Origin of the sequence: Pseudomonas sp. RIT-PI-q (assembly GCF_001297125.1) — a bacterium.
Taxonomy (GTDB): domain Bacteria; phylum Pseudomonadota; class Gammaproteobacteria; order Pseudomonadales; family Pseudomonadaceae; genus Aquipseudomonas.
This window is the reverse complement of record NZ_LHPC01000020.1, coordinates 38,473-60,837: the sequence shown is the minus strand read 5'-3', so window position 1 is coordinate 60,837 and position 22,365 is coordinate 38,473. Positions and strand designations below refer to the sequence as shown.

Below are 22,365 nucleotides of genomic sequence, written 5' to 3'. Positions count from 1 at the left end.
TGTTGTAACGGCGTGGTGACCGCTGAAGGCGGTCATACGCCATGGACGCAAAGCCCGATTTGCTCAATAAGCCCGGCGATAGAAGGAAGCTTAGCTCTCATTTTCCATCGCTCCATCCACTGCCTGTCTTTGGCTGTGGATTCAACCGGTCGCGCCACATCCAACCGTCGTGCGACCGACGCGCGGTCGGTCGCCTCCTGTCGATCAATGGCTCATGATGGGTGCCAGTGCGGTCTGAACCCTGGACATCTGCGCTGCAGTTGTCATGCGCGTCAGCAGCCGGCCAAAGTGTGGATGCTGCACGCCCGAGACAATGTATTGCCAGCGGTAGGCGCCCAGCACGCAGGCTTTGATTTGCGCTGTCTCATCGACATTGAACGGTCGTGAAGCATTTTGGATGAAGTAGTCGGCATCGGATGCCGATTGTGCCTGCAGGATTGCGTCGACGGCCGCCACCAGCGCAATCAGATCGTTCACTGCCTGGTCGCGCTCGGCTGGCGAGAGTTTCGCGTGCTCCGCCTCCCACTCCAGTTCATCGAGTACGACGTGCCGGCTTTCATCCTTCCAGTGAAACTTGAAGACGTCTTTGAAGAGTGGGCACAACTCCTCGCGCGGGGCGATGCTTTGCACGTAGTGCGTCTGAACAAACAGCTCGATATGACAGGTCAGCGCCAATACCGACCAGGTACTGGCCGCCAGTACCGCGCGCGCCACCTCGTTTGGATCGGCAACTTGACGATATCCCGCTGGCAATTGCGTCCCCATCATCGCCTCAATCCGCCGGAACAGCTCCTGATGCTTGATTTCGTCGTTGGAAAAGCGCACCAGCGCTTCGAGTGCGAGCTGATCGTCAAATACATGAGCCCGACCTTGATCGAGCATTTTGGCACTGATAAAACGCTCGACCAGGCCAAAGATGTACGCATAGGTTCGGCCCTGAATCTGGCTAAGCAGGCGCGCCTCGTCCGCCGCGAGAAAGGTCAGGCGGTCGATCCTCGATAGTCCATCGGGCAAGAATTTGCGCGAGAAGTCGAAGCTGCGCTGCTGTAGCAAGTCGCGATCGATCTGCCATTCCGCTTTCTTCGATGATCTGACAAGTTGAGCATAACGGGCGGCGTTGCCCGAATCCGAGCGGGGCAGGGTAGCTACGGTGTTCATAGTGATCTCCGGCTTGCGTGGTCGAGTTGCAATGGGCCAAGTACGGTTAACGCGGGAGTCAATGACCATCGGTGTAGCGTCTGAGGATCGTCTCGATCACTGAGTCCACGTTGGTGCTAATCTAGGCCTCGCCGTTCAGGCGGCGAATGACCAGTGCGCCTGATTACATGCTCCGGACTCCGGAAAGGAGGGCTGGCAATTGTTGGATGCGCTATCGGATGTATTGCGTGTGATTCGGCTGTCTGGAGGCGTCTTCCTTGAGGCGGAGTTCACTGCGCCCTGGTGCCTCAACGGAAGAATCTCTGCGGACGATTGCAAACCCTTCCTGGCGGCACCTCGACATATCATTGCGTCGCATTTTGTCGCGGCGGGGCACATGCAATTGCGCATCGACGATGGCGCCACCCTCGACGTGCGGGCAGGCGAACTCATTCTGCTTCCGCGCAATGACGTGCATACTTTTGGCAGTGATCTAAGCATTGCGCCGATGTCGGGGCGCGATGTAATTCAGCCACCGGAAGTCGGCGGCATTTCACGAATCAAGTACGGCGGGGGCGGCGAGGCCACACAGTTACTGTGCGGATTCCTCGGTTCTGAAACACCGTTCAGTCCGTTGCTTTCTTCGCTGCCATCCTTATTGAAGCTAGATGTGCGCGCGACGGCTTCGGGAGCCTGGATTGAAAGCTCATTCCGTTTCGCTGTCAGTGAGATCGCGGCAGGGCGCGTCGGCTCGACAACGGTCATCGCCAAGCTATCCGAATTGCTGTTCGTTGAAGCCGTCAGCCAGTATGTCGCGAACCTCCCCACTGAACGGCGCGGGTGGCTGGCGGGTTTGCGAGATCCGCATATCGGGCACGCACTGGCGCTGCTCCATGCCCGTCCAGCCGAGGGCTGGACGGCAGAAGCCCTGGCGCTTGAAGTGGGCATGTCGCGCTCGGTATTCGCGGAGCGATTCACGACATTGGTCGGACAGCCACCGATGCAATACCTGACGCTCTGGCGTATGCACGTGGCGGCTCAACACCTGCGCGAAGGTCGCGGTAATGTGGCGCAAATTGGCTTTGCTGTTGGCTACGAATCCGAAGCCGCGTTCAGCCGCGCATTCAAGCGCCAGTTCGGCACATCACCCGGCACCTGGCGCAGGCAATCAGCATGAGAAGGTCCGGTGCCTGAGGACACGCTGATCAAACCATGCAGAAAACGTCTCAACATGGCCGTTTTCAGCCTGTCGCGACCGGCTGAAAACAATCAAAATCAGGCTCAATGGCATCGCTACGGATGCGGGATCACTCGGGCAACCCGGCCAGCCGCAATCCCTCGGCGAACCGGGCGAAATCCTCGGGCCGCTGGATCGGCATCCAGTCTTTCAGGTTGCAGAGGCGCAAAGATGGGTCCAGTGCCTGCAAGCGCTGCATCGCCCACCTGGCTTTATCCATGCGCCCACTGAGCGCATAACTGGCCGCCACCAGAGCCACCGGGGCCAGCAAGCTGGGGAGGTTGCCCAACGCCTTTTCCGCCCAGTCCGCAGCGGTATCGAAGTGCCCGGCGAGGAAATGCGCGAGCGCCATCCCGACCTGCATCCTGAACATTTCCGGATCCAGCGGACTCAAGCGAACGGCATGGTTCAGATTCTCGATGGCGGCGTCTGTTTCACCGCGCAGAGCGCGCAGAATACCACCCAGAAACCAGGCGGGGGCGAGGTTGGGGTTGAGCAGCCGTGCCCGGTCGAGCAACGCAATGCCGCCGTCGACGTCTCCGGTTAAATGACTGAGCGCATGTCCACCGCGCGTCAACGCGACGGCATCATCGCGGCCCAGCGTTACCGCCAGACGCGCCAGCCGTGTGCCCTCGGCAGTCTCGGCAGTCCGGTCGGTCATCCAGCCATTGAGCTTGCGCCAGAAATGACACCAGGCGGCCATGCCATAAGCCGAGGCAAATTCCGGATCGAGATCGATGGCCTTGTAGAACATCGGCAAGGCTTCCTCGATGGCTTCCCGTGTGCCGGTGTGCAGTTTTGCCATGGCGCGCAGGTAGTAGTCGTAGGCGTCCAGACTTTCCGTGGGTTTGCGTTTGGCCCGTTCGATTTCTGCCCGTTCGAGTTGCGGTGCGATGGCGCCGACGACGCTTTCGGCGATTTGATCCTGCAGCTCGAAAATGTCATCGAGCAGGCCTTCGAATCGCTCGGCCCAGAGATGCGTCCCGCTTGTCGCGTCGATGAGCTGACCGGTGATGCGTACCTTGTTACCGCTCTTGCGCACACTGCCTTCGAGCACGTAGCGAACCCCCAGCTCCAGACCGACGCCTTTGGCGTCCATTCCCCGGCCCTTGAAGGTAAAGCTCGAATTGCGCGCGATGACGAACAGCCAGCGGATCCGCGACAGGGCGGCGATGATGTCCTCCACGACGCCGTCGGCGAAATAGTCCTGTTCCGGATCGCCACTCAGATTCTGGAAGGGCAATACGCTAATCGAGGGTTTTTCCGGGAGCGTCAGCGTAGAGGCGGGCGTTTGCCTGGAGGGCGCGGGGCCGTCGGTGTCAGGTTGTCGCGCTGGTCCGGTAGTGTCGACCGTGACTTGCCCGACGAAGCGGTAACCTTTACGGGGGATAGTGCGCACCAGGCGCTGTTCCTCGCCGCTATCGCCGATGGCCTTGCGCACCGCATTGATGTGACTGGTAATCGTCGATTCCGAGACAATCCGGTCGCTCCAGACCGCCTGCAGCAAGTCGTCTTTGCTGACGACGCGATCGGGATTGCTGACGAACAGCAGCAACAAATCGAAGACCTGCGGGCCGACGGCCACGACGTACCCGCGCAAGGTCAGCTCCCGGCGATCCTGATCGAGCACGAAGTCTTCAAACGCGAATTGCAAAGCAAGCATCTCCTGGCGAAACGCCCTCAACTCCGTGTCCCAGGCGGCTGGCGATTAGAACCTGACGCTGATCATACGGCAGCTCGAAACCCGCTGCACCGTCCGCGCCAAGGGCGGCTGGACGAACAACACCGTCCTTGGACGTAAATCCAAGCTAAACCCAAGCCCGGCGCAAGGACTTGCCTCATGCGCGCAGGCACTCTCTACCTACACCGACGCAATCGTTGCCGTCGACAAGTGGAGGAAAGCCATGAAAATCGTCGTCATTGGAGGCTCCGGCCTCATTGGATCGAAACTTGTGAACACCCTCCGTGCGCACGGCCATGAGGTGCTCGCCGCCAGCCCCAGCACGGGCGTGAACAGCATCACCCGCGAAGGCCTGGCCGAGGCGATGGATGGCACAGACGTGGTGGTCGACGTGGCGAACGCGCCGTCGTGGGAAGACCAGGCCGTGCTGGATTTCTTCGAAACCTCCAGCCGCAACTTGCTGGCCGCCGAAGCGGCTGCTGGCGTTGGCCATCACGTCGCGCTGTCGATTGTCGGCAGCGAACGGCTGCCCGACAGCGGTTATTTCCGGGCCAAGATCGCGCAGGAAAACCTGATCAAGGCCTCCGCCATTCCCTACACGCTCCTGCGGGCCACGCAGTTCTTCGAGTTTGTCGACGGCATCGTCCAGTCATTCGCCGTCGGCGAAGAGTTTCGTGTTTCGCCGGCGCTGATCCAGCCGATAGCGTCCGACGATGTGGTGGCGGCGCTGGCCGATGTGGTGCTGGCAGCACCGGTCAATGGCACGGTTGAAGTCGGCGGCCCGGAAGCCCTCCCGCTCGATGAACTGGCCAGGCGTTTTCTGCGGATCACCCAGGACAACCGCAAGGTCGTGCCGGACGTGAACGCGCGCTACTTCGGCGCCGTGCTTGACGATCAATCGCTGACCGCCGGCAAGAACGCGCGCGTGGGCGCGATCCACTTCGAAGACTGGCTCGCTGAGTCGAAGGCCCGGTAACGGATCGCACCCTCAAATCCCTACGCATCAAGGAGCAATCCCATGGTTACTCGAATCCTGTTGGCCGCGGTCTTTGCAGCGCTCTCGATCAGCGCCGCATCGGCCGCTGAGCCACCCGCCGGCAAGGTGACGGTCGTGTTCGATCGTCCCATTCCCAACATCCCAGGCAAGAGCATGAGGGGCGTGCTCGTCGAGTATGGGCCGGGCGCCGCATCGCCATCCCACACCCATCCGAAAACCGCCTTCATCTATGCAACGGTTTTGGAAGGCTCGTTTCGCATCAAAGTCAAAGGCGAGCCGGAAAAGATCTACAACGTCGGCGAAAACTTCGTAGAGGAACCGGGTTCCGTGCACTTGGTCAGCGCCAACGCCAGCGACACTCAACCGGCACGCCTGTTGGCGGTGTTCGTCCTCGACACCGACGAAACGGTGCTCGTCACACCGATCAAAAAGTAAGCCGATCAACGCGCTCATGAAGGGGCGACAAACGGGCGGCAGACTTCTGCCGCCCAGTGGCGGCTGTTGTATTGGCACTGAACAGGACATGAAAAAATGAACTCGCTCCAGGACAAGGCCGCCATGGCCGCCAGCGCAAATACCGGGGCGCCTGGCGTCGTGCAGGGGCGAAGCAAACGCAAGACTTTCGGACTGTTGCTGTGTGTCGGTGCCGTGGCGGTCGTTGCGGCTTGGGCAGCCATTGCGCTGTCGAGCGGCGTGACCTCGACCGACAACGCCTATGTCCGCGGTGACGTAACCTCGCTCGCCGCCAAGGTCGCCGGCTATGTCACGGCGCTGGAGGTCGAGGACAACCAGACCGTGCACGCGGGTGACGTGCTGTTCCGTATCGATGATCGCGACTATCGCGCCAAACTTGCGCAAGCCATGGCCAATGTCAGCGCTGCGCAGGCGCGCCTGATCCATGTTGATGCGCAGATCCAGCTGCAACGTGCGCTGATTCGGCAGGCCGAAGCGCAAAGACGCTCGGCCACGGCCGACATGACTCTGGCGACCAAGACCCATGACCGCAGCCGCAAACTGATCGTCAGCAACGCGGTCAGCCAGGCCCTGGTCGATGAAACCGGCACCGCGCAATCCAGAGCGGTGGCGTCGGTATCGGCCGCTTCGGCAACGGTCGAGGCGCAACAACAACACATCGCCGTGTTTATGGCTGAAAGAGAGGCGGCCGTTGCCGCCGTGTCCCAGGCAGAGGCCGCGCGTGACCTGGCCCAGATCGACCTCGACCACACCGTGGTGCGCGCACCGGTGGAGGGTGTCATTGGTAACCGCCAGATTCGTCTCGGCCGCTACGTGACGCCGGGTGTTTCCCTGCTCGATATCGTGCCGGTCAACCCTGTGTGGGTGGTGGCGAACTTCAAGGAAACCCAGCTCGAACACCTCCGCCCCGGTCAGCGTGTGCGCATCACGGTCGATGGCTACCCCGACGCCGCACTGGATGGCGTGGTCGACAGCTTTGCACCGGGCAGTGGCTCGGCATTCAGCTTGTTGCCGCCCGACAACGCCACCGGCAACTTTGTACGCGTCGTGCAGCGCGTCCCGGTGAAGATCCTGATGGCCGACAATCCGCTGCCGGGGCGTATCGTGCCAGGCCTGTCCGCGCGGGTGGAGGTGACGCTCGGGGACGGCACATGAGCACGATAACCCGCGCCATACCGAGCACCGCCCGGACCACCAACGACATCCTGCTCATACTGGGCATCGTGCTGGCCACGTTGACGGAAGCGATTGCCAGTACCGTTCTGGCACTCGGGCGCAGCGACATCATCGGTGACACCTATGCCACACCTGATGAGTTCGCCTGGCTGGATGTCGGCTACATCGCGCTGAAACTGACCGGGTTCATGACAGCTCCTTGGCTGATGCAGCGCTTTACTGCCCGCAATGTGATGATCGGCGCAACCTTGGCCATGGGCCTGGCGTGTTGTATGGCCGTTATCACCACCCGGCTGGAGTTGCTGATCGCGCTTCGCATCCTTCAAGGCTTCGCGGGCGGCGCGCTGCTGGTGTCAGGCCAGGCGATGATTTTCCGCGCCTATCCGCGCGCGCTTCAGCCGGTCCTGCAAGCCCTGTTTGCCATGGGCTCGGTGGTCGCGCCGGGGACCCTTGCCCCGGCCCTGCAAGGGTGGTTGATCGACAGCCAATCCTGGACCTGGATTTTCCTCGGCGTGGTGCCGCTGGCCTTGGCGGCGACCGGTCTCTTGCTCATCGTCGACCACCCCATGGCCGCCAAGGTGCGACAGCGTTCCTTTGATTGGCTGGGTTTCGCACTGATCGCTTCGACCCTGTTCTGTTTCACCTACGTGCTCAGCCAAGGCAGCCGCTGGGACTGGTTCGAGGAGCCTGTCATCCTGTCGCTGACGATGATCGGCGCCGCCGCGCTGCTGGCATTTATCGGTCAGCAGGTGTGGGTCAAGGGGCAGGGCCTGTTCGATTTCACGGTGTTCAAATCCAGCGATTTCACCTTTGCCTTTTGCGTCAGTTTCGTCGCCGGTGCTGCGCTGTTCGGCAGCGCGTACCTGATTCCGGCGCTCGCCGTGTCGGTACTCGCGTTCACGCCGACCGATGCCGGTCTGCTCCTGTTACCCAGTGGCGGTTTTTTTTTTGGCTCGCTGCTCCTTGCCGCGGTTCTTTTCAAAGTCCGTCACGTTCCGCCGGTGGCCACTGTGCCCTTTGGCATCCTGCTGATCATGGGGGCGATGTGGATGCTGTCCGGTTCCACCAGCGAAAGCGGCACCGACGACATGATGGCGGCCATCTTGCTGCGCGGCCTGGGGCTTGGCTTTCTGTTTCTGTCGATCACGCTGATCGCCTTTACCCATCTAAACAGTCGCAATCTTGCCTGCGGCATCGGCCTGTTTAATACGGGGCGCCAGCTAGGTGGCTTGATGGGTGTCGCAGGGCTCCAGACACTGATCGACCATCACATCGTCATCAATGGTGCAGTCCTCGGCGCCAACGTCACCCCGGGAGGCAACGCGCTGATCGAACGGCTGACCACCACCACGACGATGCTGGCGGGGAAGGGCATGGATGCAGTGGCCGCTGGCCGGGCAGCGACGAGCCTGTTGAGCAAAGCGATGTCAGGGCAGGCCACGGTGATTGCGTTCGATACCGCGTTTTTTGCGGTTGCCCTGTTGTTTGTATTCGCCGCCCCCCTGCTGGTCGGGATCAAGATTGGCCTGGCGCGCCACGCGAAAGCACGTGCAGCGCAAACTGTCGCCTGAGACAGCTCTGGACAGGCGTGCCGGAGCGGCCATCGTCGTCTACGATTACCAGTCCAACAGGTTGAGATGGGGGGAATGGTCATGACTGACAAATGTCGAGTGCTATTCGTTTGCGCAAAAAATGATGTTCGTTCACTCCTGGCAGAAGCGCTTCTTCGACACACTGACTCGCAGCACTTCGAAGCGTTCAGTGCAGGCCTTGCGGCCAGTGAGATCGACGCTCGCACCTTGGAGTCTCTCAATCATATCGGCGTAGACACCAAGGGGCTGCGCAGTAAAGCAATCGATGAGCTTGAGGGGCAGCCATTCGACTACGTAATCACGCTGTGTGATAAATCCTCCGAAGAGGCGTCTCGGATGCCATCCTCCGGCGAGGTGATCGTGTGGAGTTTTGAAGACCCGACAACCAGTGAGCGACATGAGCCTTTTCGTCATGCTCTTCAGGAAATTCACGACCGCATCAAAATGTTCGTCACCGTGAAGACCAGGTAGTGATCTTCTTCGATTTCCAGCCGACTCATTCGGGCGTTGTGACCAGGAGGAGGAATCGGCGCGTTAGACGATTCCTCCTCTGCCAGCTCATGGCGACGATCAGGCTTGCGCCACGCTCATCCTGTCAGTGGCCATGGATTTTTTCCGCTGGTGCGTACATCAGCTATCAGAGGAAATGATTGGGTCGTGGCTGGATTCGGCAGCTAGCTTCAGTCGGTCAGCTTTACTAATGTATTTAGACTTGCTTGGCGGTGCCAATTTGGCACTCGCCTTTTTGGCGTGAGCCTTCAGTAACTGCTGTATTTTTTTACGACGATTCATGTTTTTTACTCAGCTTGTGCATTCTTGAATGATATCTGAATCGCGCCTGGTTCCGTAGTCAGGTGTGAATGCACGCCAATGGTCCGCCAACACGATGCTGTTGGAAATGCCCAGCAGGGCCTGTGTATCGCTGTGTATCCAGAACCTCTGTGCGCAGACTGGCTTACAAATGCCCCTCGATCCGGATACATCCGGGATACACGGTTGCAGTCAAATAGCCCTGCCTTAGCGAGAAAGCAAACGCTCCTCGCACCACGGCTTACCGCCCTTGTGGCATTGACCCTAGCGGCCTGGCCTCACACTGTATCCGGAGTAATAACCATGTCCCGTATGTCGAACAAATCCCGCATTGGCCTGATCGCAGTTGCACTGGCCGGCAGCCTGAACCTCGCCTCAAGTGCCTTCGCCGCTGATGCACTGCCGCAAGGTTACCAACTCGCCTCGGCGGAAAAAACCAGCGAAGGCAAGTGTGGCGAGGGCAAGTGCGGCGCCAGCGAAACCGACGCCAAAGCCACCAAGACCAGCGAAGGCAAATGCGGTGAAGGCAAGTGCGGCGACGCGTCCTTCGCCCGTACCGACACTGACCATGATGGCCGCGTATCGCTGAAAGAATTGCTGACTGTGGCCCCGCAGGGTGGTGAGGAATTCAAGGCGATGGACACCAACAACGACGGTTTCCTCTCCGAAGGCGAGGTCTACAAGTTCCGCACCAACCAATACACCTCCAACGGCAAGAAAGTCCCGACCGAGCTGTTCACCAAATTGAGCAAAGCCCAGAGCTGATGGTTATGCGCCGCTCAAACCTCCCCGGGTTCGCGCTCGGGGAGGTTTTTTTATGGTGTCGTTGAGGACGCCATCGCGGGCAAGCCCGCTCCCACAGGGTTTTGGGACAGTCCAAAAAAGTGGATTCCCCCCAAACATTGTGGGAGCGGGCTTGCCCGCGATGACTATTTGAAGGGCGACACAGGAACACCTGCATCGCCCCCGGCTTTTTTAGAAGAACCGCATCGTGTCAGCAACCCTGCGGGGTTTCTCCACGCGCCAGTCGCGCGTTGATGTCGTCGATGACGGCCGGCAACTCCACGATGGTGTCGATCAAATAATGAGGGCGCGAGCCTTCGAACATCTTCGTGATGCGGGCGCGTTCTTCGGCCAGTTTGTCAGAAGTCAGGGCCTTGAACTGATCGTAGGTCAGGCCCAGTGCGTTGCCGGAGCAGGTCAGTGCGACCGTCCACATCCCGGCGCTACGGCCTTCGAGTATGCCTGGCCAGGTGTCGTCGACCTTCACACACGCGGCGACGTCGCTGATGCCCAAGGCAATCACGTTGGCCAATGCCTGGGCCGGGTGAGGGCGACCGTTAGGCACCTCGTCGGTCGCCACGACGTGGTCGGCGACGTAGCCATTTTGGCGCGCCAGTTCGACGACTTTTTCCATGACCACCGCCGGATAACCGGAGCAGGAACCGATTTTCAGGCCCTTGTCACGCAAGGCATCGATGGCGTCGAGGGCACCGGGAATCAGTGCCGAGTGCAACGCGATCTTCTCGATCTGTAGGGGCATGAAGCGCTCATACAGCGCGGTGACGTCGTCATCGGTCGGCAAGCGATCGAAGACCGCGCGATAACGTTCGGCGATTTGCGGCTGGTTGCACAGCGTGCGGATATGGTCCCACTTGCCCATGCCCATCGGGCCCCGGGCTTCTTCCAGAGAAACGGCCACACCGAACTCGGCGAACGCCTCGACGAAAATCTGCGTGGGCGCGAAGGAACCGAAATCAACGACGGTGCCGGCCCAGTCCAGGACCACGGCTTGCAGTTGGGTGGGTAGTTGGTAATGCATGATGAATCTCCACGTTTGGAACAGCTTTTTGGGTGTGGACAGGCCGTCCCTCTCGTCACCAAGAAGTAAGCCTGCTGAGGGTTGAAACGCGTTGTGGAATCAGGATGTCGGGGTTGGACTGGAGTCGAACAACTCCGCGATCATCGGTCGATTCCTGCGAATACCGAGGCAGCACAGGTGGTAGTCGATGGAAAACGGATGATTGACGAACGTGATCGGCTTTGTGCCTGGCGTTTCGGCGTACTCGACGGCAGACACAAAACCGATGCCGATGCCCTTGGCAATGGCATGGACGATGGCTTCACGACTGTTCAGCTGCATGACGCAGTTCAGGTCGACGCCCAGGCGCTTGCAGCTTTCTTCCACCAGTTGGCGGGTGCGTGAACTTTTTTCGCGAAGGACCCACTTCTCTTCACTGATCTGTTCGACGTGCACGTGTTTCTGCCGTGCCCAGGGATGGTCGTCGCGGACCACGGCAATAATCGGATAGCGTCGGTAAAGCTGCGTATCAAAGCGCTGGTCGAATTCGGAGAGCGCAAGAATCGCCACATCGATATCGAAGTTGAACAAGCGTTCCAGCGTTTCTCTTTCGGGAGAGAACGAGGTTTCCAGTTCGATATCGGGATGGCGCTGCATCAGTTCGTAAGTGAGGTTCATCGCAATCGGTGGGGAGACCGCGCCCAACCGCAGCATGCCGGTCTTGCGTTGCTTGAAACTTTGCAGAAGTTGCACGGCTTCATCCTCTTGGCCGAATAGACCTTGGGTGATTGCGTAAAGCTTGTGGCCTGCCGAACTCATCTCGATAAAGCGCCCGCGACGATGGAAGAGCTCCACGGAAAACTTCTTTTCCAGCGCGTTGACCTGCTCACTGACGGTCGGCTGGCCGACGCTCAGGTACTCGGCGGCGAGGGTGAAACTGCCGGTCTTCGCCACCGCGTGAAAGGAACGTAACCACTTGTGGTACTGGTACATGAAAAGATCCTGTTCCTGAGCCGTCGCCTGTCATTTCAAATGGCTATGCCGAGCACTCAGCGCCTGATGAACAGCGCGACAAGCGCACTGCACAGGCACGCCGAGGTGACCACGATGAAGATCAACGAGGTGTTCCCGGTACTGTCGAGCATACTGCCGATCAGGGGTTCCGCCAGGCCGGCGAACAGATAGGACGAGAAATTCATCACACCGGTGGCGGTGCCTGCACGCTTTGCCCCGACCAGGTCCGGGCACAGTGCCCAGAAGCTGGACGCCGGGCCGTAAACGAAGAAGCCGCAAAGGAACAACGCCACCAAACCCATCGCGCTGTGCGGCGCAAGGGTCCACATCCACAGACTGGTGCCGGCACCGAGGAACATGTAGAGCATGATCGCCAGGTAGCGTTTGGAGCCAAACAGCTTGTCTGATATCCAGCCATTGCTGAGGGCGCCGATGGCCATGCCGACCGGCAGGGCAACCGTGATCCATTTCGGATCGATCAGGCTGTCGCCGCTTTTCCAGTTGGCACCCAGAAAGTGCACCGGCACCCAGACGATCAGGCCATAGCGAGCGGCGTTCTGGAACCCCAGGGACACGGCGGCGATGATCAGGCGAAAGTTCTTCAGCACGGCTTTGTAGCGTTGCGCCGAGGTTTCGACTTCGCCGTGGGCCACTTCGTGATTTTTGTCTTCGGCGTTGGCGACACCGGTATCGCCAAGCGGTTCGAAGCCCAGGTCCTGTGGGCGTTCACGGGCTACCAGGTAGAAAATAATGCCGCCCGCCAGCATCAGCAGCACGGGCAAACGGAAGATCCAGCGCCACTCCAGATGCATCACATCGAGTACAACGATTGACGTCACGTACGACAGGACCGAGGCGCAGCCGGCGGCGAATACGTAAAAGCCATACACCTTGCCGCGCTCACCGGCGCTCCACCAATTGGAAATCAGCCGACTGCCCGGCGCCCAGCCCAGTGCCTGGAAGTAGCCATTGATGCCCCACGGCAGGATCAGCGCGGCGAAACTACCGGCGAAACTGGTCACCCAGTTGGCGCCACACGACAGCACGGCACCGAGGGTCATGATGCGGCGGCCGCCGAATTTGTCGGCGAGGTTGCCGTTGATGGCCTGGCCAATGGCGTAGGCCCAGAGCATGGCGGCCGATGCCCAGCCAAGGTGTTCCTTGGTAAAGCCGAACTCGGCCTGGATGCCCGGAATGGCGAAACCGAACGTCTGCCGGCCGGTGTAGAAAAACAGATAACAGAACATCGCGGCCAGCAGCATGCGCCACTGGGCGACGCGAAACGACGAGGTGGAGACTGCGAGACCTGGCATGGTTTGGGCACGATTCATGATCTTTTCCTTATTATTGTTCGGTCCCTCCGATTGGCGTCGGAGGGTGCACTCTTTTGTGGGTGCAGCAGGAAATCGCCGCGGCCCGTCACGCCGCTGGCAGTGCTTGGTTTAGGGGCGGCGCTAGGCGGCTTTTGAGCCGATGAAGTTTTTGCCGCGTGCGCCCTGCATCGCGAAATCAATCATTTCCTGGGCTTGCGACGCCGTTACGCCGTAGTCGGCAAACTCGGTTTTCACGTCGAGGCTGTGCAGGAAATCGCGCAATTGGGTCTGGGCTTTGTGCAGGTCATTGCCAAAAATCCGTTGCAGCGTTCGGTCGCGTGCTTCGTCATGGCCCCAGGCGAGCCCCAGCACCAGCGGCAGGGTGAAAGAGCAGGCGATACCATGGGGCAGGCCATAGCGCAGGGTCATTTCGTAGGAAATGGAATGGGCGAGGGCGGTTTTGGTATTGGAGAACGCTAACCCGGCCTTGAGTGCGGCCAATGCCATGCGTGAACGCAATTCCTGATTGGACAGGTCACGACGCAGCAGCGGCAGGCATTCCAGAATGTCGGCGATGGCGGACATCGCGAAGGTGTCGGAGATCGGATTGGCATTGATGTTCCACACCGACTCCAGTGCATGGGACAGGGCATCCAGGCCTGTGGAGACGGTGACACTTGCGGGCACCGTCAACATCAGTTGCGGGTCGATGATGGCCACTTTAGGCCAGGTGCATTCCAGGTGCAGGGAATATTTCTTGTGGCTGGCCGAATCCCAGATCGTCGCCCAAGGCGTGACTTCGCTGCCGGTGCCCGCTGTTGTCGGTGCCGCAATCAGCCACTTGCTGCGCGCCGGAACGAAGGGTTTACCCGTTGCCAGCAACGCGAGCAGTTCATCGAAGCGACCCGATTCGGTGCCTACGATCAACGCCTTGGCGGTATCGATCGCGCTGCCTCCGCCCACGGCGATGACCGCATGGCACTCGCCGGCCTCTTGCCAAAAACGCTCATAGGTATCACGCAGTTGAGCCACGTCGGGATTGGGCTGCACATCTTCGATCACGTAAACCAGCCGGTCGCCCAATAGATCTTGAATGCGATCCACCAAGCCCAACCCGCGAGCTTCGGGAAAGGTCACCAGGGCGACTTTCTGGTTTTCGGTGATGTCGGCCAGCTCGAGAAGGCTGCCCCAGCCGAAACGTGTATCAACTGGATTGTGGAATCGGGCAATCATGGCGGGTCCTTTGTTTTTGTTGTCGGAAGTGGCCCCATGCTCGCGGTCTGGTCACAACAGCACAAATCGATAATTCCTCGGTTTGAATCGGCTGGACCGATAATGGCGGGCGCCATTAATGCGCGCGACGCACGCCATTGAGTGCGAAGTCGAAAATGTCAAAATTGCGCAGACGCGTTGAAGCTGCCCGCTGCAGATAGACGTCGCTGACAGGATGAGACAGCAGGAAGGGCACTGACTGCTCGGAATAACCACCGTGGGAGCGCAGAGGGCGGTCGCCGATACCCGAAAGGTCATGCTCGCTGGCGCAAGAGCCAAGTACACAGGACTCGCTTGAAATCACCACGATATCCGCTTCGCGATCTTCTGGCAGACCGAGTTTCATTGCGGCTTGTTGGCGGCTCAACGTGTCTTCGATGCCGGACAAGCCACTGATGTAGTCGATCATGGCTTCGATGTTTGACGGGTCTTTTGCATACACCCTGACGAAGGAACCGAGGGCTCCGTGATGACGAACAAACGGGTCGGTTATCGGGCAAATCACGCGCGCGCTGTTTGCGCCGAACTTCTCCTCCAGTTTGTCTTGCAGGAACATCACGTTCGGTAGGCCGGCCGCGGTATTTTTATCGGACATGCCGTGATCGGCGACACAACCGACAATCGCGCCTTGCTCGGTAAATGCTTGCAGTCGGTCATCAATGGCTTTGAGAAAGTCGTTGGACTCTCGGGTGCCGGGCGCAAACTTGTGCTGGATGTAATCGGACAACGACAAGTACAGCACGTGAGCGCGCTTTTGTTTAAGCAGCGCCAGGCCGGCATCCAGTACGAACAGTGACAGATCAGCCGAATACATGTCGGGCAATGGGCGGCCGACCAAGGCCGGAACGTCATCGATGCCATGTTCTTCCAGGGTACAGGTGCCGGCTTTTTCCGAGGAGAAGCAGATGCCCTCAAGGTGATGGCCGAGCACTTTGCGCAGCTTGTCCTTGGCGGTGACCGCCGCCACCGCGACACCGGCCCGAGACAGTAGCGCCAGCAGGGTCTCGCCGCGCAACAGGCTGGCGTCGGTCATCATGATTTCCTTGCCGGTCTCGCGGTCCAGGTAATAGTTGCCGGCGATACCGTGTACTTCAGGTGCAACGCCCGTGACGATGGACACGTTGTTGGGGTTGGTGAAGGACGGCATCACACAATCGGCGGTACTGGCAAAACCCTGAGAGTGAAAACGCGCGATGGTCTGGCAGACGCCATCGGCGATGCCTTGTGCGATGTATTGCGGGTCGCAGCCATCAATGCAAACAATCACCACCGGTTGGGTTGGAAGAGCGTATCGGCGTTGGTACAGCGTTATTGAATGGGACATGACAGGCTCTCACTTGAGGGGGCGTGTTCAGTACACTATCGTGCAAACAATTAACGTGCTGTGCCGTTTTGGCGCCTATATGTGAGTTTTAGTCACAGTCAATTGATGGGATCATCATGACCCGCATTCCACCATTACCCGCCCTCAAGGCGTTTCTCGCCGCTTGCCGCGCCGGCAGTTACAGCGCCGCCGCAGAGGAACTGAACGTCACTCATGGCGCTGTCAGTCGGCAGATCCAGACCCTTGAAGACTGGTTGGGGCAAAAGCTTTTCGAGCGGGCAGGGCAGCGCATGGCCCCCACAGCCCATGCGCTGGCTTTCGCCCTGGAAGTCAGCGAGGCTTTTGAGCGAATCAACGACGCCGCGCAACGCTACGGCAAGGGCAGCGCCAGCATGCTACTGCGGGTCAGCGCGCCCGCGACCTTTGCCATGCGCTGGCTTATCCCGCGTTTGAACGACTTTCACCAGCAACACCCCGGCATGTTGATCCAGGTTCAAACAGCGACCAGCCAGCAAATATCGTTGGCAGGCAGCTTCGACCTGGCGATCCGCCGTGGCTCCCCGCAAACCGACCACTTCAGTGCCCAGCCTTTCCTGGATGAATGGCTCACGGTGGTAGCGGCTCCGAGTCTGTTGGCCCGAGTGCCGCTCAATTCACTGGCGGACTTGCGCAATCATTTGCTGCTGGAAACCGAGACGCGCCCAGGGGATTGGCAGCAGTGGCTGAATTCGGCAGGTTCGACCGAACACGGAAATACCGAGCGTCAGCGCTTCGATCATTTCTATGTGACGTACACCGCGCTGATTGATGGGCTTGGCCTGGGCATCGGCCCGATGCCGACCCTGGAGCATGACGTCAATGTCGGGCGCCTGGTGTTGCCATTCGCAAACATCCGCACCCCCAGCCGCCGCTATTACAGCCTGACCCCGGCAGGCGTGCCGAAGACGCTGATACATCGCAAGTTCGAGACCTGGTTGCTCGCTCAAGGGAACATCGAAGCGGCAAGACAAGACGCGCCAGCGACGAAAACACAGTGACCACTCAGCGTTCACCCCTTGGCGCGGTGACGCAGGCGTGAGTAAGAAATCAGCATGCTGGTCAGTTCTTGTGTGACTCGGCTGAACGGTGGCACGCGACGGCTGATCAAGCACACCTCACTCGATTCCAACGGCTCCCGAATCGAAATGCTGATAAGCGACGAAGAAAATAACTTCAGGCTGGGAAGCAGGCAGGGCTCAATGGTCAGGTAATCCGTTTCGGAGATGATGTGAAGGATTTCCAGCAGCGATTCGGTAGTGATCGCGATCTTCGGCGGTGGCAAGTCTTGGGCCTTGAACAGTTCGTTCAGATGGTTCTCCGCGCTACCGACAACCCCGGCTGGCCGAACGCTGATCCACTGGCAATCGGCTAATTCGCGCACTGAGCGAGCCTCTGCCAGGGGATGTCCCTTGCGGGCGATAACGCTGGCTTTCGAGCTGTACAGCCGCTCAATGTGCAGGTCGATATCGCAGGCTTTTGGATTCAGGGGGCACATCACGAAGTCGAGCCGACCTGTTCGAATCATCTCGATCAGCATTTTCGTCTTTCCGCTGGCGACATGCAGCTGCACGTTTGGAAATCTGCTGGTAAAACTGCTGAAGACCGGCATCAAACACGCCGCCAGTGATTCTGCTGTAACACCCAATGAGACTTGACCCTCAGGCACACCATTCCATTGGCGGACGTCTTGTACCGCGCAATCGCAATCGAGGATGATCGAGCGTGCCCGAGTCAGGAAAACCTTACCGGCCAGGGTCAGGCTGATGCCTTGACTGGAACGCACCAACAAGGTGACCCCGAGTTCTCTTTCCAGGCTTTGAATCGACTCTGTCAATGTACTTTGAGCAGCGTCCAGTGTGCGTGCCGCCGCACGAAAGCTGCCCATGTCGACCACTGAGCAGAAGGCTCGCAGCTGGATTAGCTTCATGAAGCACAGCCTTCAGGGGCGTGGTTGGTAGAGACAAAACATTTCTCGGCGCTTGCGGTGTTCATGGCTGAATTTTCAATGGAAAGGGCGTTGAAGATAGATATAAATCGTAAGCGATCAAATCGTACGTGATTTGTGAATGTTCAATTAAACACCTGACGATGTCAAAGCGGGCGTTGCTCGTTGGCGACGAGCGGTTGCGCAAGATTAAGAGCGAAGGGCAGTGGAGGGCGGGCGGAAAAGCCGAAGGTGATCGGTTTTTCCGTTCTATTCGGCGCCTTGAGCGTGCCTATAAAATCAGTCCTGTCAGATAGTTACGTTCTTTAGTTCTATTTGAATGTCATTAAAACAATTAGGAATCACTGATGAGCAAAATCGAAAAAGTCCTGGCAACCGGTAAATCGCACACCACCTTGAGCAGTTCCGGCAACACGTCGCGCGGGCACAACGGCAAACTCGACATTGAACTGTCAACGCCCGGTGCCGAGCAGCCGGCCCACGTGTTCGCAGCGACCCAACCGCACCCCACCGCCGAGCAGTTGTTTGCCGGTGCGTGGTCTGCTTGCTACATCGCAGCCCTTGGTCTTGCGGCCAAAACGTTGAAGGTGACGATTCCTGCGGATGTATCCGTCGACATCGAGATCGACCTGGGTCAAAGCGACAGCGGTTACCTGCTTCAGGCGGGGTTCAATGTGCATTTGCCAGGTCTTTCTCATGAGGTGGCTTCGGCTATCGCACATGCAGCGGATCAGATGTGCCCGTACTCGAAGGCAACGCGCGGCAATATTGACGTTTACTTTAATGTCCAGACGTCGTGACTGGACGAGTTGCTTAATTACCGAGCCAGGTAATACCGCTCTAATCAAACATTTCCGTGCCTGGTTATAGTGGATAGAAGTTTAGCTTCTGCTATGCCTGCCTGCTGTAATACGCCTTATTGAATCCAATTCAGCATGACCCCTTGTCGTTGGCACCTTTTAACAAGGCGCTCTACGCGTAACTTTGCGCCTCAGGAGCCTGTATGCCAAAACATGTAAAGCAACTCTCCCTGACCAGACGTACATTTTGCGGCGCTGCCGCCGTGGCCTGTGCTGTTGCGCCGTTAGGGTTACTCGGTTTCTCAAACAGGATTGATGCAATGCCTAAAACAACAAACACAAACAGTATTTCCAATGAAATACGCCCGTTCCATTTCAGTGCCAAAGATTCAGATCTTTCAGAATTACGCAGACGTATTCAAGCAACAAGATGGCCGGACAAGGAACTGGTCAGTGACTCCTCCCAAGGTGTACAACTGGCAACAATCCAGAAACTGGCCCACCACTGGGCGACAAACTACGACTGGCGAGTGATTGAATCCAAAATAAACGCAGTTCCGAACTTCATCACCCATATTGATGGCTTGGATATCCATTTCATTCATGTCCGCTCAAAACACCAGAATGCCTTGCCACTGCTGATGGCGCACGGATGGCCTGGGTCGATCATTGAATTGATGAAAGTCATCGGACCGCTCACCGATCCCACGGCGTACGGTGGCAATGCCGCCGATGCGTTCAGCCTGGTGATTCCGTCGATGCCCGGTTACGGCTTCTCCGAGAAACCGACCGAGCGGGGTTGGAATCCGGTGCGTATCGCCGATGCCTACATCGAGTTGATGAAGCGTCTCGGATACACCCGGTATGGCGCGCAAGGAGGCGACTGGGGCTCTATCGTTGTCGATCTGATGGCGGTGAAGGCACCAACCGGTTTGATCGGTATTCACTCGAACATGCCGGGCGTCATCCCGCCTGAACTTGATGCGGCGCTGTTTCGCGGCGAGCCAGTACCCGGCGGTCTTTGCGATGAGGAGAAGCTCGCGGCGGATCAACTCGCCAACACCTACAAGCACATCGGCTACGCCATCATGATGGGCGACAGGCCCCAGTCGCTGACAGGTCTTGCTGACTCACCCGTTGGTTTGGCGGCGTTCATGCTTGATCACGATCCTAAAAGCTACGAGATGATTGCGCGCTCCATTGACGGCCACGCGGAAGGGCTCACCCCCGATGACGTCCTCGACAACATCACCCTGTTCTGGTTGACCAATACCGCCGTTTCTTCAGGGCGGCTCTATTGGGAGAACAGGTCAACATTCTTCGCCGTCAAGGGCGTCAACATTCCGGTCGCGGTGAGCGTATTTCCGGATGAACTGTATGCGGCGCCGAAAAGCTGGGCGGAGCAGGCCTATCCCAAACTCGTGCATTACAACAAGTTGCCCAAAGGGGGGCACTTTGCGGCGTGGGAGCAGCCGGCGCTGTTCTCACAGGAAGTGCGGGCCGGGTTCAAATCTCTGAGGTAAGCGACAAGACCCCAGGCGACGAAGTCCTGATCCTGGTTGTATGAAGGGCAGGGTGGCTCGGTTCGGATTGTTGATCGCCATGCGTGAAGGGATCCGAATCGCGCCACCAGAATGTGAGGTCGCACCTACCGCTCGTCGTCTGTGCGAAAAATAATATTTGACATCGCCTGGGCTTTGATCGAATATTTATTCATCGCATACGACCAAATCGAAAGCGACAAGAAGCCCACGAGTTGCCGTTTGGAGATTCAGCCATGACCACCGAAAGCAGCTACAACATGTCCTTCTCTACCGATCACGCTTTCCATGGTCACAACGGCAACAACTGGATCACAGCAGCGGGCAATTGATAAACGTTGCCTTTTTTAATCACACAAATGACGCATGCGATTAAATCGTATACAGCAATTAACTTCTGAGGAAACACCCATGAGCAAAATCGAAAAAGTACTGGCAACCGGCAAAACCCACACCACCCTCAGCGGTCGTAACGGCAACCTCGATATCGAACTGTCTTCGCCAGGTTCCGCTCAGCCGGCCCACGTATTCGCCGCTACTCAGCCTCATCCGAAAGCCGAGCAACTGTTTGCCGGTGCATGGTCGGCTTGCTACACCGCTGCGGTCGGGCTGGTGGCCCAGGAACGCAACATCGTGTTGCCGGCGGACCTGGCCGTCGACATCGAAGTGGACCTGGGCCAGACTGGTCCGGCCTATTTCCTTCAGGCCCGTCTGACCCTGCGCGTGCCGGGGCTGGATCACGATGTAGCGACCGAACTGGCACATATCGCCGACTCCATCTGCCCGTACTCCAAAGCGACACGCGGCAATATCGATGTTGCCCTGAACGTTATTACGGCGTGATGCCGGGACGCATCAATATAGTCGCAAGCGATACAAGCGCGTACGAATCATAAACCTGTAAACCTGAGGGAATCATCATGAGCAAGATCGAAAAAGTACTGGTCACCGGCAAAACCCACACCACCCGCAACAGTGCGGGCAACACGTCGCGCGGCCATAACGGCAGCCTCGACATCACGCTTTCATCGCCCGGCAGCGCCAAACCGGAACACGAGCTCATCGCTGTCCAGCCGCACCCGAAAGCCGAGCAATTGTTCGCCGGTGCGTGGTCGGCCTGCTACATCGCAGCGGTGGGGCTGGCCGCCCAACAGATGAAGGTGACACTGCCGACCGACACGGCCGTCGACATCGAGGTTGATCTGGGCCAGACCGGGCCAGCCTACTTCCTCCAGGCTCGACTGACCCTGCGGGTGCCGGGTCTGGAACACGGTGTCGCGACTGAACTGGCGCACAACGCCGATCAAATCTGCCCGTACTCCAAAGCAACACGCGGCAACATTGACGTCGCTATCAACGTCCTCACCGCCTAAAGCACCGTCAGCTCGCCAGGGGCATCCCTGGCGAGCCGGTTGTCGACGTAAACAGATTTGATGGCCTTGGATAATGATTGCCAAAGGTGTGAGCACTTCCGACACCATCGTATGCGATGTATAGTTGGCGCCATGCGATCCACCCGCTTTTGGCCATAGAGAATGCTCATGAAATCCACTGAAAAGAAATCCGCACTGGACCTGAAGCTTTCCGATTTCCTGTGTTTTGCGGTGTATTCCTCAAACCTCGCTTTCGGCAAGGCTTATAAACCCATGCTTGAACGGCTTGGCCTCACCTATACGCAGTACATCACCTTGGTGGCGCTGTGGGAGGAAGACAACCAGACGGTTGGTAGCCTCGGCGAAAAACTGTTCCTCGAATCCAATACCCTCACACCGATCCTGAAGAAGTTGGAAGCGATGGGCTATGTGTTGCGCCAGCGTGACCCGAAAGACGAGCGCCAGGTGAGGATCAGCCTGACGAAAGAAGGGCGCAAATTGCGTGAAGGTTTGACGGAAGATGGCTTCCCGCAAACCGGTCTCGATCCTGACGACTTCGTGCAAATGCAGAAGGCCATTGTGAAATTACGCAGCAATCTGATCCGGACGACGAAAGACAGGGAGTAAGTCGTTTCGAGTAAAAGTTGTGAGTTGGCGCAGATTTTCGAGGTGCATCCTGATACGGGTTCCAAACCTTCCCGGGTTCGCACTCGGGGAGGTTTTTTTATGGCTGGGTTGTAGCGGGCAGGCAAAGCCCGCATCAGAGCGGCAGGGCGATGTTTTTGCTGTGTCGTTGAGGGCTCCTTCGCGAGCAGGCTCGTTCCCACAGGAGGAATGCG

22 protein-coding genes are annotated in these 22,365 nt (G+C 58.6%); 13 read left to right on the top strand and 9 right to left on the bottom strand.

Features of this window, described 5'->3' with window-relative positions; translation table 11 throughout:
* Nucleotides 1–204: 204 nt before the first annotated feature.
* Entirely contained in the window at nucleotides 205–1,158 is a 954-nt protein-coding gene (locus tag AEQ67_RS06565; RefSeq protein WP_059403086.1) for a diiron oxygenase, read from the bottom strand.
* A gap of 199 nt (nucleotides 1,159–1,357) precedes the next feature.
* Between AEQ67_RS06565 and AEQ67_RS06560 the strand changes: the two genes are divergently transcribed.
* Nucleotides 1,358–2,314: an AraC family transcriptional regulator gene (locus AEQ67_RS06560; protein WP_059403085.1), complete on the top strand. Its 957-nt coding sequence runs from the start codon at nucleotides 1,358–1,360 to the stop codon at nucleotides 2,312–2,314.
* 130 nt (nucleotides 2,315–2,444) lie between these two features.
* Here AEQ67_RS06560 and AEQ67_RS06555 read toward each other — a convergent pair whose 3' ends face one another.
* Nucleotides 2,445–4,028 carry a winged helix-turn-helix domain-containing tetratricopeptide repeat protein gene (locus tag AEQ67_RS06555; protein WP_059403134.1) on the bottom strand — a complete coding sequence of 528 codons (1,584 nt, stop codon included), beginning with the start codon at nucleotides 4,026–4,028 and terminating at the stop codon, nucleotides 2,445–2,447.
* A 250-nt stretch (nucleotides 4,029–4,278) separates the two neighbouring features.
* Between AEQ67_RS06555 and AEQ67_RS06550 the strand changes: the two genes are divergently transcribed.
* The 5 genes from AEQ67_RS06550 to AEQ67_RS06530 all read left to right on the top strand — a co-directional run bounded on the left by AEQ67_RS06550 (nucleotide 4,279) and on the right by AEQ67_RS06530 (nucleotide 8,765).
* Nucleotides 4,279–5,031, top strand: coding sequence for an SDR family oxidoreductase (locus tag AEQ67_RS06550; RefSeq protein ID WP_059403084.1), 753 nt, complete (start codon nucleotides 4,279–4,281; stop codon nucleotides 5,029–5,031).
* A gap of 42 nt (nucleotides 5,032–5,073) precedes the next feature.
* Nucleotides 5,074–5,487 (top strand): cupin domain-containing protein, encoded by a 414-nt coding sequence (locus AEQ67_RS06545; RefSeq protein WP_059403083.1) that lies wholly within the window; start codon nucleotides 5,074–5,076, stop codon nucleotides 5,485–5,487.
* 96 nt (nucleotides 5,488–5,583) lie between these two features.
* Nucleotides 5,584–6,681 carry an HlyD family secretion protein gene (locus tag AEQ67_RS06540; RefSeq protein ID WP_059403082.1) on the top strand — a complete coding sequence of 366 codons (1,098 nt, stop codon included), beginning with the start codon at nucleotides 5,584–5,586 and terminating at the stop codon, nucleotides 6,679–6,681.
* On the top strand, nucleotides 6,678–8,273 hold the full coding sequence (locus AEQ67_RS06535; protein WP_059403081.1) for a DHA2 family efflux MFS transporter permease subunit: 1,596 nt from the start codon (nucleotides 6,678–6,680) through the stop codon (nucleotides 8,271–8,273). The genes AEQ67_RS06540 and AEQ67_RS06535 overlap by 4 nt, the downstream gene beginning before the upstream one ends.
* Nucleotides 8,274–8,354: 81 nt before the next feature.
* On the top strand, nucleotides 8,355–8,765 hold the full coding sequence (locus tag AEQ67_RS06530; protein ID WP_059403133.1) for an arsenate reductase ArsC: 411 nt from the start codon (nucleotides 8,355–8,357) through the stop codon (nucleotides 8,763–8,765).
* A 159-nt stretch (nucleotides 8,766–8,924) separates the two neighbouring features.
* Here the strand turns inward: AEQ67_RS06530 and AEQ67_RS33580 are convergent, their stop codons facing one another.
* Nucleotides 8,925–9,086, bottom strand: coding sequence for a DUF2986 domain-containing protein (locus AEQ67_RS33580; RefSeq protein WP_082377786.1), 162 nt, complete (start codon nucleotides 9,084–9,086; stop codon nucleotides 8,925–8,927).
* A 321-nt stretch (nucleotides 9,087–9,407) separates the two neighbouring features.
* On the opposite strand from AEQ67_RS33580, the gene AEQ67_RS06525 reads away from it, so the two are divergent.
* On the top strand, nucleotides 9,408–9,869 hold the full coding sequence (locus AEQ67_RS06525; RefSeq protein WP_059403080.1) for an HvfA family oxazolone/thioamide-modified RiPP metallophore: 462 nt from the start codon (nucleotides 9,408–9,410) through the stop codon (nucleotides 9,867–9,869).
* A 229-nt stretch (nucleotides 9,870–10,098) separates the two neighbouring features.
* Here the strand turns inward: AEQ67_RS06525 and phnX are convergent, their stop codons facing one another.
* The 5 genes from phnX to phnA form a co-directional block, all read right to left on the bottom strand.
* On the bottom strand, nucleotides 10,099–10,926 hold the full coding sequence (phnX, locus tag AEQ67_RS06520; protein WP_059403079.1) for a phosphonoacetaldehyde hydrolase: 828 nt from the start codon (nucleotides 10,924–10,926) through the stop codon (nucleotides 10,099–10,101).
* Between the two features lie 99 nt (nucleotides 10,927–11,025).
* Nucleotides 11,026–11,898, bottom strand: a complete 873-nt coding sequence (locus AEQ67_RS06515) for a LysR substrate-binding domain-containing protein (protein WP_059403078.1) — start codon at nucleotides 11,896–11,898, stop codon at nucleotides 11,026–11,028.
* Nucleotides 11,899–11,954: 56 nt separating this feature from the next.
* Entirely contained in the window at nucleotides 11,955–13,250 is a 1,296-nt protein-coding gene (locus tag AEQ67_RS06510; RefSeq protein ID WP_059403077.1) for an MFS transporter, read from the bottom strand.
* 123 nt (nucleotides 13,251–13,373) lie between these two features.
* The gene (gene psrA / locus AEQ67_RS06505; protein WP_059403076.1) at nucleotides 13,374–14,465 is read right to left on the bottom strand and encodes an iron-containing alcohol dehydrogenase PsrA; all 1,092 of its coding nucleotides are present in this window, start codon (nucleotides 14,463–14,465) and stop codon (nucleotides 13,374–13,376) included.
* Between the two features lie 115 nt (nucleotides 14,466–14,580).
* Complete coding sequence (phnA, locus tag AEQ67_RS06500) at nucleotides 14,581–15,828, bottom strand: phosphonoacetate hydrolase (RefSeq protein WP_059403075.1); 1,248 nt, start codon at nucleotides 15,826–15,828, stop codon at nucleotides 14,581–14,583.
* 116 nt (nucleotides 15,829–15,944) lie between these two features.
* On the opposite strand from phnA, the gene AEQ67_RS06495 reads away from it, so the two are divergent.
* On the top strand, nucleotides 15,945–16,865 hold the full coding sequence (locus tag AEQ67_RS06495; RefSeq protein WP_059403074.1) for a LysR substrate-binding domain-containing protein: 921 nt from the start codon (nucleotides 15,945–15,947) through the stop codon (nucleotides 16,863–16,865).
* An 11-nt stretch (nucleotides 16,866–16,876) separates the two neighbouring features.
* On the opposite strand, the gene AEQ67_RS06490 is transcribed toward AEQ67_RS06495, so the two are convergent.
* Nucleotides 16,877–17,794 carry a LysR substrate-binding domain-containing protein gene (locus tag AEQ67_RS06490; RefSeq protein ID WP_059403073.1) on the bottom strand — a complete coding sequence of 306 codons (918 nt, stop codon included), beginning with the start codon at nucleotides 17,792–17,794 and terminating at the stop codon, nucleotides 16,877–16,879.
* Nucleotides 17,795–18,159: 365 nt separating this feature from the next.
* Here AEQ67_RS06490 and AEQ67_RS06485 point away from each other — a divergent pair, with 365 nt between their 5' ends.
* The 5 genes from AEQ67_RS06485 (at nucleotide 18,160) to AEQ67_RS06465 (ending at nucleotide 22,153) form a co-directional block, all read left to right on the top strand.
* Nucleotides 18,160–18,612 carry an Ohr family peroxiredoxin gene (locus AEQ67_RS06485; protein WP_059403072.1) on the top strand — a complete coding sequence of 151 codons (453 nt, stop codon included), beginning with the start codon at nucleotides 18,160–18,162 and terminating at the stop codon, nucleotides 18,610–18,612.
* A gap of 203 nt (nucleotides 18,613–18,815) precedes the next feature.
* Nucleotides 18,816–20,135 carry an epoxide hydrolase family protein gene (locus AEQ67_RS06480; RefSeq protein ID WP_059403071.1) on the top strand — a complete coding sequence of 440 codons (1,320 nt, stop codon included), beginning with the start codon at nucleotides 18,816–18,818 and terminating at the stop codon, nucleotides 20,133–20,135.
* A gap of 429 nt (nucleotides 20,136–20,564) precedes the next feature.
* A complete protein-coding gene (locus tag AEQ67_RS06475) occupies nucleotides 20,565–20,996 on the top strand; it encodes an Ohr family peroxiredoxin (RefSeq protein WP_059403070.1) in 432 nt (143 codons plus the stop codon).
* Between the two features lie 77 nt (nucleotides 20,997–21,073).
* Nucleotides 21,074–21,526 (top strand): Ohr family peroxiredoxin, encoded by a 453-nt coding sequence (locus AEQ67_RS06470; protein WP_059403069.1) that lies wholly within the window; start codon nucleotides 21,074–21,076, stop codon nucleotides 21,524–21,526.
* 168 nt (nucleotides 21,527–21,694) lie between these two features.
* Nucleotides 21,695–22,153, top strand: a complete 459-nt coding sequence (locus AEQ67_RS06465; RefSeq protein ID WP_059403068.1) for a MarR family winged helix-turn-helix transcriptional regulator — start codon at nucleotides 21,695–21,697, stop codon at nucleotides 22,151–22,153.
* Nucleotides 22,154–22,365 lie beyond the last annotated feature (212 nt).